The following is a 15,013-nucleotide window of genomic DNA, read 5'->3' on the forward strand; positions in this document are numbered from 1 at the left end:
CCCCGGGGCCCCTTTTTGTCTGGAGGGCCGGGGCTCAGCCCTGGTCCTTTTCCATCATGATGCTGAGGATGGTGCGGTCGGTCTCCACCATGCCGGGGGTGCTGATGCGGCCCATGTTGCGGATGACCTGCTCCGGGGTGGCGGCGCAGATGCCGTCGCTGGGGCTGACCACCACGCCGCCGACGGCCAGGTAGGCGCTCATGATGGCGGCGGAGGCGGCGGTGGCCAGTTTGAGGGCGCAGCCGATCTTGCCGCCGTCGCAGATCATGCCGGTCAGGTTGGCGCTCATGTTGATGATGGCGGCACCGATCTGCTTGTCGTCGCCCCCCAGGAGCCACACCATGGCGGCGGAGGCGGCGGTGGCGGCGGACACGCCGCAGCCGCAGGTGGCGCTGAGCTTGCCGGTGAACAGCTTGATGTAGACGTTGAGCAGGTGGGAGAAGGCCAGGGCCTTCACGGTGGCCTCCCGGCTGGAGCCCAGGTGCCTGGCCATCTCTACCACGGGGATGATGGCGGTGATGCCGTGGTTGCCGCTGCCGGCGCTGCTCATCACCGCGTAGGGGCAGCCGGACATGCGACCCTCGGCGCTGGAGGCTACCCGCACCATGGTGCGGGCCATCAGGCTGCTGCCCATGATGTCGGTGGACAGATGGGCCTTGAGGGTGTCGGCGATGCCGATGCCCAGGCGGTGCTCCAGGCCGTAGTCGGAGAGGGTCTCGTTCATCTCCGCGCCCTCCAGCATGAAGGCCAGCTCCTCCTCGCCGGCGGAGTCCGCCAGCTCCCGGAGCTGGGCGACAGTCATGGACTTGAGCTTGGCGTGGAGCGCGTCCTCGCCGCCGGCGGTGTACTCCTTCTCAAAGAGCACCTCGTTGTTGGCGCTGGTGTAGATGATGTTGGAGTGGGTGTCCCGGATAGTGCTGATGCCGATGCCCCGGGTGGTGATGATCTCGGCGTGGGCGTAGAGCTGGCTCTCCCCCTCGGCGATGGTCACGCTCACCTGCTTGTCCTCCACCAGACGGATGGCCTCCTTGCTGACGATGCTGTTGATCTCCTCCAGCAGCTCCAGCCCCTTCTCCGGGTTGCCCAGGCAGGCGCCCAGGGCGGCGGCGTACTTCAGGCCCACCCGCTGAAAGCCGGGGATGCCCACGCTCATGCCGTTCTTGTAGATGCCGGGGTTGACCTCCATCTTGATGGATACCACCTGTCCGCCGATGGCGTGGTAGGCGTCGGCGGCGCAGAGGGCCACGCACACGGGCTCGGTGCACCCCAGGGCGGGAACCACCTCCTGGTGCAGCAGGGTCAGCATCTCTTCCTTGTTCAGTTGCATCGTTCATCGCTCCTTTTCCGCCGGCCCCGTAGGGCGGCCAAGTCTTCTGCCCATTTTATCATGCAACCGGCATGCCAACTGCATTTTTGGCCGCCAAAGCCAAAAATCCGCGAAAAAAAGCGGGGATCGGCTTGACATGGGGCGGGAAATCTCGCAGAATACTGTTAAATCGGTTAAACTGGTTAAAGTAAATGGCCAAAAAGGAGGGGAGAACCCCATGAAACAGGATGTGGCGGTCATCTCTCTGGACGCCTACGCCGGGCAGTTTTACGCCCAGCAGGTCCAGGAGCTGTTCGGCGAGCGGATCACCGTCTGCTCCTACAGCGTGCGGGACGGTTCCATCGAGCACATGCCCCGCCGGTACGACCTCTATATGGTCACCACCGACGCCTTCGACTCCCTGGGAGATCTCCACCAGTACGTCCCCATCGACGGGGAGATGATGGAGATCCACGTCACCCTCCGGTGGGACGTGGTGCGCCGCCTCCAGAGCCTGCCGGCGGGCAAGCGGGCCCTCTTCGTCAACCTGAGCGACAAGATGTGCCGGGAGGCGGTGACCCGCCTCAACCAACTGGGGGTCAACCAGTTGGTGTTCGATCTCTACCACCCCGGCGCGCCAGAGCCGGATATGGGCCAGTATGACTTCGTCATCACCCCCCAGGAGACCCGCTACGTCCCCGCCGGGGCGAAGGAGATTATCGACATCGGCCAGCGGGTGTGCGACAGCTCCACCATGATCGAGGCGGCCCTCCGTCTGGGGCTGGAGGAGCTGCTGGAGAGCGAGCGGTTTGAGCAGTACCAGCGGGAGGTGGCCACCAATACCTACAGCTTTGACCGGGTGTTCGCCCGGGGCCTGCGGCTGGAGAGCCAGTTTGAGATGCTCATGGAGATTCTGGATGAGGGGATCGTGGGGGTCAACGAGCGGGGGGAGGTCTTTGCCTGCAACCGCAAGCTGGAGGAGATCACCGGCATCCCCTGCGGCGAGGCCCTGCACCGCCCCGCCGGCGCGGTGTACCCCTTCCTGCCCTTTGCCCGCTGCCTGAAGGAGAAGGCCCCCCAGCCCGCCCGGGTGGTGAGCGCCGGGGGAGTCAATATCAACGTGGCCGTGGCCCCGGTGCTGCGGGGGGACGCCTGCATCGGCGCCTTCGCCACGGTGCAGCGGTTCAACGATGCGGAGAACCGGCAGAACGAGCTGCGCAGCCAGCTTCTCCACAAGGGCTACCGGGCCAAGTATACCTTTGACAACGTGGTGGGACAGTCTCCCGCCCTGCTGCGGTGCATCACCATATTAAAAAAGATGAGTCTCACCCCCCTGCCGGTGCTCCTCATCGGCGAGACGGGCACCGGCAAGGAGCTGTTTGCCCACGCGGTGCACAACGCCTCCCCCCGCGCCGGCGGGGCCTTCGTGGCCATCAACTGCGCCGCCATGCCGGAAAACCTGCTGGAGAGCGAGCTGTTCGGCTACGAGGAGGGGGCCTTCACCGGCGCCCGGAAGGGGGGCAAGCCGGGGCTGTTTGAGTTTGCCCACGGGGGCACCCTCTTCCTGGACGAGGTGGAGGGCATGAGTACCGCCCTCCAGTGCAAGCTGCTGCGGGTGCTACAGGAGCGGGAGATCATGCGGGTGGGGGGCAACCGCATTATCTCGGTGGACGTGCGCATCGTGGCCGCTACCAATGAGGATCTGGAGCGCCGGGTGGAGGAGGGCAGCTTCCGCCGGGACCTCTATTACCGGCTCAACACCCTGCCCGTCCTCATCCCGCCCCTGCGGGAGCGGGAGGGGGATCTGCTGCTGCTCATCGACCACTTCTGCCGCAACATTGGGGCCTCCTTCACCCTCTCGCCCGAGCTGGAGCGGCTCCTGCTGGCCCACCAGTGGCGGGGCAACATCCGGGAGCTGCGCAATGTGGTAGAGTATTTCAGCTACCTGGGACATACTGTGGTGGGGGTGGAGGAGCTGCCCCCCACCTTCCACTACCTCCCCGCCGCCGCGCCCCCGGCGGAGCTGCCCGCCCTGGCCGACTGCCCCCGGGAGGACTCCCGCTTCGTGCTGGAGCGGCTCTACGAGGCCGACCAGGCGGGCCGCAGCCTGGGGCGGGAGGCCATCCTCGCCGCCGCCCGGGAGGCGGGGCTCCCCTGCTCCCAGCAGGAGGTGCGGCGCATCCTGGCCGGGCTGGACCGGGCGGGCCTGGTGCGGGTGAGCCGCGGCCGGGGCGGCACCCGCCTCACCCCGGCCGGGCGGGCCCTGTGCCGCCGGCAGGCGGTGGAGGGCGGAGCGGAAATGGTTTGACCAATTTGACCGTTTTTTCTTTCTTTGACCAGTTTAAACGCGCCCTGCTGCATTTCTCCGCCGGGTGGTCCTGGACTGCCCGGCGGGTTTCTTTCTGTTATGCATAAAACAGCAGACTAAATTTTAAGCTTATTTAACAATGTTTTGCCGCCCGGAGCGATTCGGCACATAGATTGCTTTTATGGTCGGACAGAATACAGGGCCGGGAAGCCCAGGCCAGGAGAGAAAGAAGGATGATCCCCTATGAAGTATGATTTCGACACCGTGGTGGACCGCGGCGGCAACCGCTCCGCCAAATACGACGAGCGGACGAAGAAGTTCGGCACCGACCAGGTGATCCCCCTGTGGATCGCGGACATGGACTTCAAGACCGCCCAGCCCATCGTCGACGCCCTCACCGCCAGGGCCCAGGAGGGCATCTGGGGCTATACCAGCCGCCCGGACTCCTATTTTGAGGCCATCCGGGGCTGGCAGAAGCGCCGCAACGGCTGGGACATTGACCCGAGCTTGATGAGCTTCAGCCTGGGCGTGGTGCAGTCCATCAGCGCCATGGTCAAGCTCTTTACCCCCGAGGGGGGCAGCGTGCTCATCCAGACCCCGGTGTACTCCGAGTTCTACGACATGACCGAGGCGTGGAACCGCAGGGTGCTGGAGAATCCCTTCGTGGAAAAGGACGGCCGGTGGGAGATGGACTGGGCCGACTTCGAGGCCAAGCTGGCCGAGGCCGACCTCTTCCTCCTGTGTAGCCCCCACAACCCCCTGGGCATCGTGTGGACGCCGGAGGAGCTGCGCCGCATGGTGGAGCTGTGCATCAAGCACCGGGTGGTCCTGTTCTCCGACGAGATTCACTCCGACCTGATCTTCCACGGCAAGCGCCACACCCCCACCGCCTCCGTCTCCGACGAGGCCGCCCGGTATGTGGTCACCGGCATCTCCGGCACCAAGACCTTCAACTTGGCCGGCCTGCAGGCCTCCACCGTGGTGTTCCCCAACGCCCACATGAAGCAGGTCTTTGACCAGTTCTGGATGAACATGGACATCCACCGCAACAACGCCTTCTCCCTCACCGCCATGGAGGCCGCCTTCAACCACGGCGAGGAGTGGCTGGAGCAGCTGCTGCCCTACCTGTCCGCCAACTTCGACTTTGTGGCAGACTACTGCCGGGAGCACATTCCACAGATCAAGACCTGCGCCCCCGACGCCACCTACCTCATGTGGCTGGACTGCCGGGCGCTGGGCCTGGACAACGACGCCCTGCGCCGCTTCATGATCGAGCAGGCGGGCCTGGGCCTCAACGACGGCTGCTCCTTCGGCCGCAGCCTGAACGGCTACATGCGTCTCAACGCCGCCTGCCCCCGCAGCGTGCTGGAGCGGGCGATGAAGCAGCTCGAAGCGGCGGTCAAGGCCCTTTGAGCCCACACAGGACTGGTAAAAGGAGGTAAATTCCCTATGGCGAACCTGCAAAAGAAGAGCTTCTGGCAGCAGTACGGCAACCTGATTCTCATCCTCAGCGGCATCCTGATCGGCGCCCTCATCGGCGTGGTCGCCCCCAACTTCGGCACCACCATCAAGCCCATCGGTGACATCTTCCTCAACCTGCTGTTCACGATCGTGGTCCCCCTGGTGTTCGTGTCCATCGCCTCCGCCGTGGGCAGCATGGCCAACATGAAGCGCCTGGGCAAGATTCTGGGCGGCACCATCGGCACCTTCATCTTCACCGGCGCCATCGCCGGCGTCTGCGTGCTGGTGTGGGTCAACCTGTTCAGCCCCTCGGCGGGCACCACCATCGAGCTGGTGGCCAGCGAGGTGGGCGAGGCACAGACTGCCGGCGAGCTGCTGGTCAGCTCCCTCACCGTGTCTGACTTCTCCGACCTGTGGGATAAGTCCAACATGCTGCCCCTCATCATCTTCGCCATCCTCTTCGGCTTCTGTGTCTCCGCCTGCGGCGGCGAGCAGAGCCCCATGGGTAAGCTGCTGGCCAACCTGAACGACATCATCATGAAGTTCGTGGGCATCATCATGCTGGTGGCCCCCATCGGCCTGGGCGCCTACTTCGCCAACCTGGTGGCCACCTACGGCCCCGAGATCATCGGCGACTACGGCCGCTCCATGCTGGTCTACTACCCCCTGTGCGCCCTCTATGGGGTGATCTTCTTCCCCCTCTACGCCTTCCTGGCCGGCGGCCGGCGCGGTGTGGCGGCCATGGTCAAAAACATCCTGCGCCCCGCCGTCACCGCCTTTGCCACCCAGTCCTCCGCCGCCACCATCCCCGTGAACAAGGAGGCCTGTGACAGCATCGGCGTGCCCAAGGACGTCAGCGATCTGGTGCTGCCCATGGGCTGCACCATGCACATGGACGGCTCCGTGCTCAGCTCCATCACCAAGATCGCCTTCCTCTACGGCGTGTTTGGCATGGACTTCTCCGGCGCGGGCACCTATGGCATGGCCATCGTGGTGGCTATCCTGTCCGCCTTCGTCCTCTCCGGCGCCCCCGGAGGCGGCCTGGTGGGCGAGATGCTGATCGTCTCCATGTTCAACTTCCCCGCCGAGGCCTTCCCCATCATCGCCACCCTGGGCTTCCTGTTCGACCCCGCCGCCACCTGCCTGAACGCCTCCGGCGACACCATCGCCTCCATGCTGGTCACCCGCCTGGTGGAGGGCAAGGAGTGGCTGGCCAAGGCCGCGGCCGCCAAAAAGAGCCGGGTCTGAGCTCCATTCACCTCTGTCTGTTCCATCCATTGATCCATTTATAAAAGGAGAATCTGCCATGACTATCATCGACACCAAGCACGCCCCCGGCGCCATCGGGCCCTATTCCCAGGCCTACGAGACCAACGGCCTTGTCATCACCTCCGGCCAGCTTCCGGTGAACCCCGCCGACGGCGCCATGCCCGAGGGCATCGCCGCCCAGGCCGAGTGGAGCTGTAGGAATGTGGGCGCCATTCTGGAGGCCGCTGGCTCCGGCTTCGACAAGGTGGTCAAGACCACCTGCTTCCTGGCCGACATCGCCGACTTTGCCGCCTTCAACGAGGTGTACGCCAAGTACTTTACCTCCAAGCCCGCCCGCTCCTGCGTGGCGGTGAAGGCTCTGCCCAAGGGCGCCCTGTGCGAGATTGAAGCCATTGCCGTAAAGTAAGGAGGAGACAAGATGAAAGTGACCGTGATCGGCAGCCACCTGTGCCCGGATACCCTGTACGCCCTCAACAAGCTGGTTGAGGCCAAGGCGGATATCACCTTCCAGAACCTGTCCGCCAGCCTGCCCGACCTGAAGGCCTACCTGGCCCTGCGGGAGAGCAGCCCCGTCTTCGAAGGCCCCAAGGCCAAGGGCTCCCTGGGCATCCCCTGCTTCGTGCGGGAGGACGGCACCGTCACCCTGGAGCTGGAGCAGGTGCTCAACTGAGTGGATAAGAGCAGCTGCCAATAGACCCTCCCCGCAAAAGGATTCGAAGGGAAAGATCGTGTGAAAGAAAACCGTCCGGGTTGTCTTTCGCGTCGGATCAAACGACTTTTCGAACCGTTCAAAAGGCTCCAAAAGTCCGGCAGCCTGTCGAAAACACGTTTTCAACAGGCTGGAAGGGAGCGGCCCCCGGTGGGGCCGCTCCCTTGTGCGTTTTTACAGGTCGTTGCGGCACAGATCCTCCAGGGACTCCCGGCGGACTGCCACATAGGACTCGTTGCCGCCCCGGAGCATGACAATGGGAGGCCTGGGAAGGCGGTTGTAATTGGAGGCCATGGAGTAGTTGTAGGCGCCGGTGGTGCATACCGCCAGAATGTCTCCCCGGCCCACGCTCCCGGGCAGCAGGACGTGCTCCTGGATGATGTCGCCGCTCTCGCAGCAGCGGCCCACCACCGAGCAGGGAAATTCGGCGGGCTGGTCCAGCTTGTTGGCCAGCAGGCAGGTGTAGCTGGCCCCGTAGAGGGCGAAGCGGGGATTGTCGGGCATGCCGCCGTCCACCGAGACGTAGTTTTTATAGCCGGGGATCTCCTTGACCGTGCCCACGGTGTAGAGGGTCAGTCCCGCGTCTCCCACGATGCTGCGTCCGGGCTCCATGTGAATCTCGGGCAGGGCGATGCCCAGGCGGGCGCAGGCGCCCTTGGCCGCGGCGGCCACCTGGGCCACCTTGGCGTCCACGTCCAGAACGGGGTCGCACTCGACGTAGCGCACGCCGTAGCCGCCGCCCAGGTCAAGCTGCCGGGTCTGGTAGCAATGGGCTTTCTCCATGTGGGCGGCGAACTCCAGCATGATCACTGCGGCCCGTTCAAATACGTCCTCGGCAAAGACCTGGGAGCCCACGTGGCAGTGGAAGCCCACCAGCTCCACATGGGGCTGGCGGAGGGTGAAGAGGGTGATCTCCTCGGCCTGGCCGGTCTCGATGGCGCTGCCGAATTTGGAGTCCACCTTGCCGGTGGCGATGGCCTCGTAGGTGTGGGGGTCGATGCCGGGGGTCAGGCGGAGCAGCACCCGCTGCTTGATACCCCGCCGGGCGGCCTCCGCCTCGATGGCTTTGATCTCCTCCACGTTATCCGCCACAAAATAGCCGATACCGTGATCCATACTGTAGCGGATGTCCTCATCGGTCTTGTTGTTGCTGTGAAAGTAGGCCTGGCCCAAGTCGTAGCCCGCCCGGAGGGCGGTGTAAATTTCGCCGGAGGACACCACGTCGATGCCCATGCCCTCCTCCCGCATGATCTCATAGATGCGCTGGAAGGAGTTGGCCTTGCTGGCGTACAGGGGCCGGGCGCCGGGGCCGAAGTGCCTGCGGAACGCCTCGGTATACACCTGGCAGTTGGCGCGGATCCGGTCCTCGTCCATCAGGTAGAGGGGGGTGCCGTACTGCCGGGCCAGCTCCACAGTGTCCTGACCGGCAAAGAGCAGGCGCCCGTTAGAGACGGTAAGGTTGTCGCAGATCATGTCTCATTTCCTTTCTGTTTCTCTGGAAGATATCCCGCCCCGCAGGGGGCCCCGGGGGGATGCTATTTGGCGTGTCTGGCCGCAATGGCCCTGTCCAGCCAGTCCTTGCCGTCGGTGACGCGGGCGACGATGTAGCACACCACATAGTCGCCGGCGGAGTTGATCATTGTGGCCGGGGGATCTACCAGGTTGCCGATGGCCACCAGGATGGGGAAGGCAACCTCAATCTGCTGGGGGAAGAAGATGGAGCAGATGATGTACTCACCGATGTAGCCTCCGCCGGGCACGCCGGACATGCCCACCGAGGAGAGCACCGCCACAGCCACCACCGCCGGGAGCATGGTCCAGGGCATATCCACGCCCATGGCCCCCAGGACAAAGGCGATTTTCAGCACGCAGGAGAAGCAGGAGCCGTCCATATGCATGGTGGCGCCCATGGGCACGACCATATCGGCCACATCCTTGGGGATGCCGGTGTCCTCCGCCTCACGCAGGTTGGTGGGGATGGTGGCGGAGGAGGAGCAGGTGCCCAGCGACATGATGGCGGGCCTTGCGATGTGCTGGAACATAGTCTTGATGCCGTGCCTGCCGCCGCCGATATAGGCGAAGAGGGGAAAGGCGGTGAAGATGTAGATAAAGCACAGGGGATAGTACACCACCATGGCCCGGCCATAGGCGGAGGCCACGCTGGAGCCGTAGGTGGCTACCAGATCCGCAAACAGGGCGAAGAAGGCGATGGGGGCGTAATAGGTGATGATCTTCACAAAGGCCATCATCACTTCGGTCAGGCCGTCGAGGAACTTGCCGATGACGTGGTCGGGGCCGCCCACCAGATTGGTGGCAAAGCCGAACAGGATGGAGAAGACGATCAGCGGCAGCATGGCGCTGCGGCTCAGCAGGCCCACAAAGTCGTCGGTGGTGAAGAAGTTCACGATCATGTCGGCGAGGGAGGCGTGCTCGCCGATGGCCTCGGTGGCCATGTCGGTCCAGGGCTCCAGCACCGGGGGAACCAGCTTCATGACAATGAACATGATGACGGCGGCAACGGCGCCGGTGACCACGAAGGTGAGCACGGTGGTGCCCATGATCTTGCCTGCCCGTTTCCGGCTGCGTACGCTGGCCACGGAGTTGGAGATGGAGGCGAACACCAGCGGCACCACCACGCAGAACATCATATTGATGAACACGGTGCCGGCGGGCTTGATAAAGTGACCAAATTCAGGAAAGAACCAGCCGGCCACGCAGCCGGCTACCATGGCAAACAGCATCAGGGCCAGGAAGCGGTAGTTCTTCATAACTGTGGATTTGTCCATAACAATACCTCTCTTTCTTCTAACACACAGAACTGCCGGTGGGGTATGCGGCGTCACCTCCTCTCTCAGTGTACCGCACCGGCGGCCGCTCTATCACTCAAAGGGGCAGTTCCTCGTCGGTGAGCTCCCCTTTTGCAACCATATTGGTGGGCCCGGTCAGAAAGAGGTGTTCCACCGTGGAGCCGCGGCGCTCCACATCCACCACCAGCTCGCCCCCCGTCATCTGGACGGCCACCGCCCGGCCGCTGACCGCGCCCTGGAGGGTCAGCACGGCGGCCACCGAGCCGGTGCCCGTGCCGCAGGCGTAGGTGAAGCCCTCCACGCCCCGCTCAAAGGTGCGCTCCCAGATCCGCCCCGGTCCCTCCACATCGAAGAAATTGACATTTGCGCCCTTGGGGAAGGCGGGGTGGGCCCGCAGCTTCCGCCCCAGGGCGAACAGCTCCGCCTCCGGCCGGCCGCGCAGTCCCGGAAGCGGAACCACTGCATGGGGCAGGCCGGGATCTCCCAGCTCCACATAGGAGCAGGGATAGGTCTTGCCGTCCACCTCCACGGGGTAGTCCAGCCGGAGGGTGGTGGGCCGGTTGAGTTCGATTTTATACTGCCGCCGGGTGATGCGCCGGCCGGTGACCAGGCCAGCGGTGGTCTCCACCCTCTGGAGCTCTCCGGCCAGCCCGATCTCATAGCCATAGCGGCAGATGCACCGGGCCCCGTTGCCGCACATCTCGCCCGCGCTGCCGTCGGAGTTGTAAAACAGCATTCGGTAGTCCCCGCCGGACTGCGGCCGCTCCACCACCATCAGACCGTCCGCCCCAATGGACAGGCGGCGCTCGCACAGCCGCCGGGCCAGGGCGGGAAAGCAATCCGCCGACAGCCCCTCCTGTAGATTGTTGAGGATAATAAAGTCGTTGCCTGCGCCGTTCATTTTCCAAAACTGCATCGAAGGCTCCCTCCCATTAAACGTGCTCCTTGTCTCATTGCCTATGCAAGCTGCATGCCAGGCGGCCAAGGGGGGCGAAGTTCAGCGGTTCCAACAAAATATGGCCGTCAAATTCAGACAGAATCCGCAAAACATGGGGCGCAAGATCCAGCATCCCCGGAACCTGGGTGAAAAAAACGGGAAATGGAGTTCGGATTTCCGAACTCCATTTCCCAAAAACAGGACGTGTTTAGTCCAGTTGGTATTCCTTCAGCTTGCCGTAAAACACGGTCTTGGACAGGCCCAGCAGCTCCATGGCCTTCACACGGCTGCCGCCGCACTGGGCCAGGGTCTGCCGGAGAATCTGCCTTTCCTCCCGCTTGAGCCGTTCCTTCAGCGTGAGCGGGGCGGGCGCTGTGCCCTCCAGGTGGATGTGCTCGGCATAGATAAGCTCCGACTCGGAGAGGGCCACGGCGTTCTCCAGTACGTTTTCCAGCTCCCGGATGTTGCCCGGCCAGTTGTAGGCCAGCAGCTTGCCAAAGGCCTCGCCGGACAGGCTCCTGGGCGGGACGCCGTACTTCTGGGGAATCTTCTCCATCAGCCGGTCGATGAGGAAGCACACGTCCTCGGGACAACTGCGCAGGGGAGGCAGCTCCACAGAGAAGGCGCTGAGCCGGTAGTAGAGATCCTGGCGGAAGCGCCCGGCGGCCACCTCTGCCCTCAGATCCCGGTTGGTGGCCGCCAGGATGCGCACATCCACCGGCACGGACCGGGTGGAGCCCACCCGGCAGACCACCTTGTTCTGGATTACACTGAGCAGCTTGGCCTGGATCTGGAGGGGGATCTCGCCAATCTCGTCCAGGAAGATGGTGCCGCCGTCGGCCGCCTCAAAAAAGCCCGCCTTGCCCTGGGGGTTCGCCCCTGTGAAGGCGCCCCCCACATAGCCGAACATCTCGCTTTCAAACAGGGTGGGGGAGATGGTGGCGCAGTCCACCGTGACGAAGGGGCCGCGGCGGGGCTGGGCCTGACGGATGGCCTGGGCGAGGAAGGACTTTCCGGTGCCGTTCTCGCCGGTGATCAGGATGCCGCAGTCCAGCTGGGACAGCTTGTAGACCCGGTGCCGGACGGAGGCCGGCAGGGTGTCGAAGCCGAAGCGCTCCGCAAAGGACGCCTCCTGGGGCGCGTCCTTGCGGGCGGTCTCCCGGTAGGTCCGCTCGGCCATCTTGATGGCATTGTTGCGCTCCAGGATGGTCACATGGATATCCTCAATGTTCCGGAACTTGACGATCACTCCGTCCGGGCGTCCGCCCTCCGCCCCGGGCACGGGGAGAAGGGTGGCCACCAGCTCAAAGCCGTTGATCTCGTACTCCCGGTCCTCAAGCCTCGGCGCCTGTCCGTTGAGCACCCGGGCGAGATCCCGCTCAAACTGCGCCCCCTCAAAGAAGTCGCGGAAGTGATAGCCCTCCACCTGGAGGGACAGCCCGGCCCGTTTTTCGCTGTAGGAGCCGCCCCGGAGCAGGTGGCCGATGCCCTCCCTGCGGGCGGAGTAGCCCTTCTCCTGCCAGAACTTCACCCGGCCAGTCGCCCCGTCCAGAACCACCATCTGTCCAATGCAGCGGAAATACCCGATGGTGTAGACGGTGTCCCTTACCGTAACGGTGACGCTGCGGCGCTCGATGGACAGGCGGATCGGGATCCCCTCACAGACGGTCTCCAGACAGAGGCTGTCCGCGTCCTGGTCTGGCAGGAACTTGTAGACGGGCCGCCGGCCGGGCATGTCGAAGACGCCAGCCGCCACCAGCCGGTCGTTGACGCGGAGCCTGGGCTCCCGGATGCCGATACGGGCGAGATCCTCCGGCCGCAGCGCCCCGTCGTCCGCGCCGATGGCTGTGTCGGCGATCAGCACCAGGTCGCCCGGCTCCAACCGCCCGGCGGGGTGGGGGTGCTGGCTGTTGTGGTAGAGGCCGAACCTCACCTTGGCCTGCTGGTTGATATGGGTGATGATGCCATCCCGATCCAGGGTGAAAATGGCATGGGATGAGGAATCCATGAGACATTGCAGAAGATCCATAGCGGTGCTCCTCTCCGGGCGGGCCGGGAAATCACCTCTATTGTACGGGAGAAAGGAGCCGGTGTAAATACCGGATTTGGAGGGGGTTCGCCGCCTGTATGCAGAAACGCACCTGACTTCGGAGGGAAATCAGGTGCGCATTCCCCGTGGGGCTCAGCAGCGGGCGGAGAGGACGCGCAGGATGTCCTCTGCCGGGGGCGGGCAGCCTGGAACCTGCTCTTCGGCGCAGTTGCAGCAGGCGCCGATTCCAAGGCCGTCAAAGGGAACTCCGCGCCAGCCCTGGCCGATGGCTATGGGTAGGCCTTGTACGCCGCTGGTGTGGAGGGCGCGCACCAGGCTTGCGTAGCAGGCCGAGCAGGCGCTTCTGGCCTGGACGGTGCGGGTGAGGGCGGCCACGGCGCCGGAGGGGGCGGGGTAGTCCGCCGCCGCGGAGGGCTCGTTGAGGCGCACCACATCTCCCTCCTCCAGCCGGGTGGAGCCGGCCCCCCAGGCCTCGGCCATCTGGATATAGGGCACCTGCTCCAGGGCCAGGCCCATAAGGCGGCAGCCGTAGGCGTCCAACTGCACGGGGTCCTCACCCAGCAGCATCCGGCCCGTGGGGACGGGGTTGCCCCCCTCCTCAAAATCCAGATCCCCGCAGAGGCTGTCCACGATGGTCAGCTCCGGCCGCAGGGCGGCGGCCAGGGCGGCGATGGGGCGCATCAGCCCCTCGGAGTGGAAGCGCCGCTTCTCCCGGTCGGGCAGGCAGCCCTTGCAGTTTTTTAGGGCGCAGGTCATGGCGGTCTGGCAGTGGCCCTTGAGCACGGGCAGGTTGATGAGGTAGTCCGCGTCCAGGGCGCGGCAGCAGATGTCCATGGGCCGCAGGGGGGTGTCCACCCGGCGGGTCTTGTCCCGCTTGAGGTCGAAGAGGGGCACGCCGTACTTCTTCCCCACCGCCTCGTATCCCGCCGCCCGGAAGGCCCGGCCGGTGTCGTCCCCCACCCAGGAGCCCTCGATGATGGAGATATCCCGGAAGCCATGGTCACGCAGATACTCGATGGCGCCGGACAGGACGCCGGCGTGGGGGGTGGCGCCGGTTTCGGGGGAGGCGGCCACCACCAGGTTGGGCTTGAGGGCCACCGAGGCCCCGGAGGGGATTTTGCACGCTGCGCCGGCGGACTCCATCAGGGCGCGGGTCATGGCGTGGGCATTGGTGCCAAAGATCTCATAGATGCGGCTCATTGCGGCAACTCCTTTTCTTGCGCGGCGCACTCGGGACGGAAATAGGCGGCGGCCAGGGCGATGAAATACTGGGCGGATTTGGACAGGTAGCGATTGCGCCGGTAGCAGGCAGACACGGTCCAGGCGGGATGGGCAGACAGGCGGAAGCAGGCCACGTCCTCCACCCCCTGGACGTAGTAGGCGGGGACGATGGAGCAGCTCAGCCCCTTCTGTACCATGGAGACATTGGCCCGGTTGCTGGCGGTCTCCAGAAAGAGGTTGGGCTTTCGCCCCGCCCGCTCAAACAGGGGGGCGATGACCTCCCGCTGGGTGGAGGAGCGGTAGATGAGGCAGAAGGTCAGGTCCCAGAGGCACTCCGTGTCCAGCACCGTCAGGGGCGCGCCCGGCGGCGCGGCCCTGGCCGCCAGCGGATGGCTGCGGGGCGTGATGAGCAGGAACTCCTCCCGCAGGAGGGGGACGCAGGTCAGCCCCGGAACCTCCCCCTCCGGCCTGGAGATGAAGCCCAGATCCAGCTCGTCCCCGGCCAGCATCTCCAACTGCCGCCGGACGCTGATCTCCCGCGGGGTCACTGTCACCTCGGGATAGCTCTGATAGAACCGTGGGTACACGGCCATGAACATCTCCATGCCCCGCTCCGGGGCGAAGGCAAGGGAGAGGGTGCCCCGCCTCCGGTCGGCGATGTCGTGGATGATGCGGTAGGCCTCGTTTTTTAGCTCCAGCATCCGGCGGGCGTAGTCCGCGTAGACCCTGCCGGCCTCAGTGAGGGCAAAGCTGCTGCGGGAGCGGAAAAAGAGGCGGGTGCCCAGCTCATGCTCCAGCTTCAGAAGCTGCTGGTCCAGGGCGGACTGGGTGATGAACAGCTTGGCCGCGGCCTTGCTGATGCCGCCCTCCTGGGCGATGGTGAGAATATAGGTCATCTGTTTGACGTCCATGGCCGATCACTCCTTGCCGGTAAAAGGGCGCGCC

The 15,013-nt window shown here is 64.8% G+C and carries 12 protein-coding genes; 5 read left to right on the forward strand and 7 right to left on the reverse strand.

Annotated elements, in window-relative coordinates; all coding sequences use genetic code 11:
• Positions 1-34 precede the first annotated feature (34 nt).
• Positions 35-1,327, reverse strand: a complete 1,293-nt coding sequence (locus ACESY8_RS01710) for an L-cysteine desulfidase family protein (protein WP_021632709.1) — start codon at positions 1,325-1,327, stop codon at positions 35-37.
• Positions 1,328-1,544: 217 nt separating this feature from the next.
• Between ACESY8_RS01710 and ACESY8_RS01715 the strand changes: the two genes are divergently transcribed.
• The 5 genes from ACESY8_RS01715 (at position 1,545) to ACESY8_RS01735 (ending at position 7,014) form a co-directional block, all read left to right on the forward strand.
• A complete protein-coding gene (locus ACESY8_RS01715) occupies positions 1,545-3,614 on the forward strand; it encodes a sigma-54 interaction domain-containing protein (protein WP_195447153.1) in 2,070 nt (689 codons plus the stop codon).
• 243 nt (positions 3,615-3,857) lie between these two features.
• The gene (locus tag ACESY8_RS01720) at positions 3,858-5,027 is read left to right on the forward strand and encodes a MalY/PatB family protein (protein ID WP_024723588.1); all 1,170 of its coding nucleotides are present in this window, start codon (positions 3,858-3,860) and stop codon (positions 5,025-5,027) included.
• Positions 5,028-5,063: 36 nt separating this feature from the next.
• Complete coding sequence (locus ACESY8_RS01725) at positions 5,064-6,323, forward strand: dicarboxylate/amino acid:cation symporter (protein ID WP_054339483.1); 1,260 nt, start codon at positions 5,064-5,066, stop codon at positions 6,321-6,323.
• Positions 6,324-6,381: 58 nt separating this feature from the next.
• The gene (locus ACESY8_RS01730; protein ID WP_195324880.1) at positions 6,382-6,750 is read left to right on the forward strand and encodes a RidA family protein; all 369 of its coding nucleotides are present in this window, start codon (positions 6,382-6,384) and stop codon (positions 6,748-6,750) included.
• A 12-nt stretch (positions 6,751-6,762) separates the two neighbouring features.
• Positions 6,763-7,014 (forward strand): glutaredoxin, encoded by a 252-nt coding sequence (locus tag ACESY8_RS01735; RefSeq protein WP_007491278.1) that lies wholly within the window; start codon positions 6,763-6,765, stop codon positions 7,012-7,014.
• A gap of 213 nt (positions 7,015-7,227) precedes the next feature.
• Here the strand turns inward: ACESY8_RS01735 and lysA are convergent, their stop codons facing one another.
• The 6 genes from lysA to ACESY8_RS01765 form a co-directional block, all read right to left on the reverse strand.
• On the reverse strand, positions 7,228-8,526 hold the full coding sequence (lysA, locus tag ACESY8_RS01740; RefSeq protein ID WP_054339484.1) for a diaminopimelate decarboxylase: 1,299 nt from the start codon (positions 8,524-8,526) through the stop codon (positions 7,228-7,230).
• A 62-nt stretch (positions 8,527-8,588) separates the two neighbouring features.
• On the reverse strand, positions 8,589-9,839 hold the full coding sequence (locus ACESY8_RS01745) for a dicarboxylate/amino acid:cation symporter (protein WP_007491282.1): 1,251 nt from the start codon (positions 9,837-9,839) through the stop codon (positions 8,589-8,591).
• A gap of 97 nt (positions 9,840-9,936) precedes the next feature.
• Positions 9,937-10,776 carry a diaminopimelate epimerase gene (dapF, locus tag ACESY8_RS01750; RefSeq protein ID WP_044938837.1) on the reverse strand — a complete coding sequence of 280 codons (840 nt, stop codon included), beginning with the start codon at positions 10,774-10,776 and terminating at the stop codon, positions 9,937-9,939.
• A gap of 229 nt (positions 10,777-11,005) precedes the next feature.
• A complete protein-coding gene (locus ACESY8_RS01755) occupies positions 11,006-12,826 on the reverse strand; it encodes a sigma-54 interaction domain-containing protein (protein WP_009258950.1) in 1,821 nt (606 codons plus the stop codon).
• Positions 12,827-12,979: 153 nt separating this feature from the next.
• The gene (locus ACESY8_RS01760; protein WP_498794512.1) at positions 12,980-14,047 is read right to left on the reverse strand and encodes a DUF362 domain-containing protein; all 1,068 of its coding nucleotides are present in this window, start codon (positions 14,045-14,047) and stop codon (positions 12,980-12,982) included.
• Entirely contained in the window at positions 14,044-14,979 is a 936-nt protein-coding gene (locus tag ACESY8_RS01765; RefSeq protein ID WP_055181363.1) for a LysR family transcriptional regulator, read from the reverse strand. The genes ACESY8_RS01760 and ACESY8_RS01765 overlap by 4 nt, the downstream gene beginning before the upstream one ends.
• Positions 14,980-15,013 lie beyond the last annotated feature (34 nt).

This window comes from Clostridium sp. ATCC BAA-442 (assembly GCF_964239415.1).
GTDB lineage: Bacteria > Bacillota > Clostridia > Oscillospirales > Oscillospiraceae > Flavonifractor > Flavonifractor plautii.

Coding starts and splice junctions, on each gene's coding strand:
- ACESY8_RS01710 (WP_021632709.1), bottom strand. CDS start 1,327: ATGCAACTGAACAAGGAAGAGATGCTGACCCTGCTGCACCAGGAGGTG.
- ACESY8_RS01715 (WP_195447153.1), top strand. CDS start 1,545: ATGAAACAGGATGTGGCGGTCATCTCTCTGGACGCCTACGCCGGGCAG.
- ACESY8_RS01720 (WP_024723588.1), top strand. CDS start 3,858: ATGAAGTATGATTTCGACACCGTGGTGGACCGCGGCGGCAACCGCTCC.
- ACESY8_RS01725 (WP_054339483.1), top strand. CDS start 5,064: ATGGCGAACCTGCAAAAGAAGAGCTTCTGGCAGCAGTACGGCAACCTG.
- ACESY8_RS01730 (WP_195324880.1), top strand. CDS start 6,382: ATGACTATCATCGACACCAAGCACGCCCCCGGCGCCATCGGGCCCTAT.
- ACESY8_RS01735 (WP_007491278.1), top strand. CDS start 6,763: ATGAAAGTGACCGTGATCGGCAGCCACCTGTGCCCGGATACCCTGTAC.
- lysA (WP_054339484.1), bottom strand. CDS start 8,526: ATGATCTGCGACAACCTTACCGTCTCTAACGGGCGCCTGCTCTTTGCC.
- ACESY8_RS01745 (WP_007491282.1), bottom strand. CDS start 9,839: ATGGACAAATCCACAGTTATGAAGAACTACCGCTTCCTGGCCCTGATG.
- dapF (WP_044938837.1), bottom strand. CDS start 10,776: ATGCAGTTTTGGAAAATGAACGGCGCAGGCAACGACTTTATTATCCTC.
- ACESY8_RS01755 (WP_009258950.1), bottom strand. CDS start 12,826: ATGGATCTTCTGCAATGTCTCATGGATTCCTCATCCCATGCCATTTTC.
- ACESY8_RS01760 (WP_498794512.1), bottom strand. CDS start 14,047: ATGAGCCGCATCTATGAGATCTTTGGCACCAATGCCCACGCCATGACC.
- ACESY8_RS01765 (WP_055181363.1), bottom strand. CDS start 14,979: ATGGACGTCAAACAGATGACCTATATTCTCACCATCGCCCAGGAGGGC.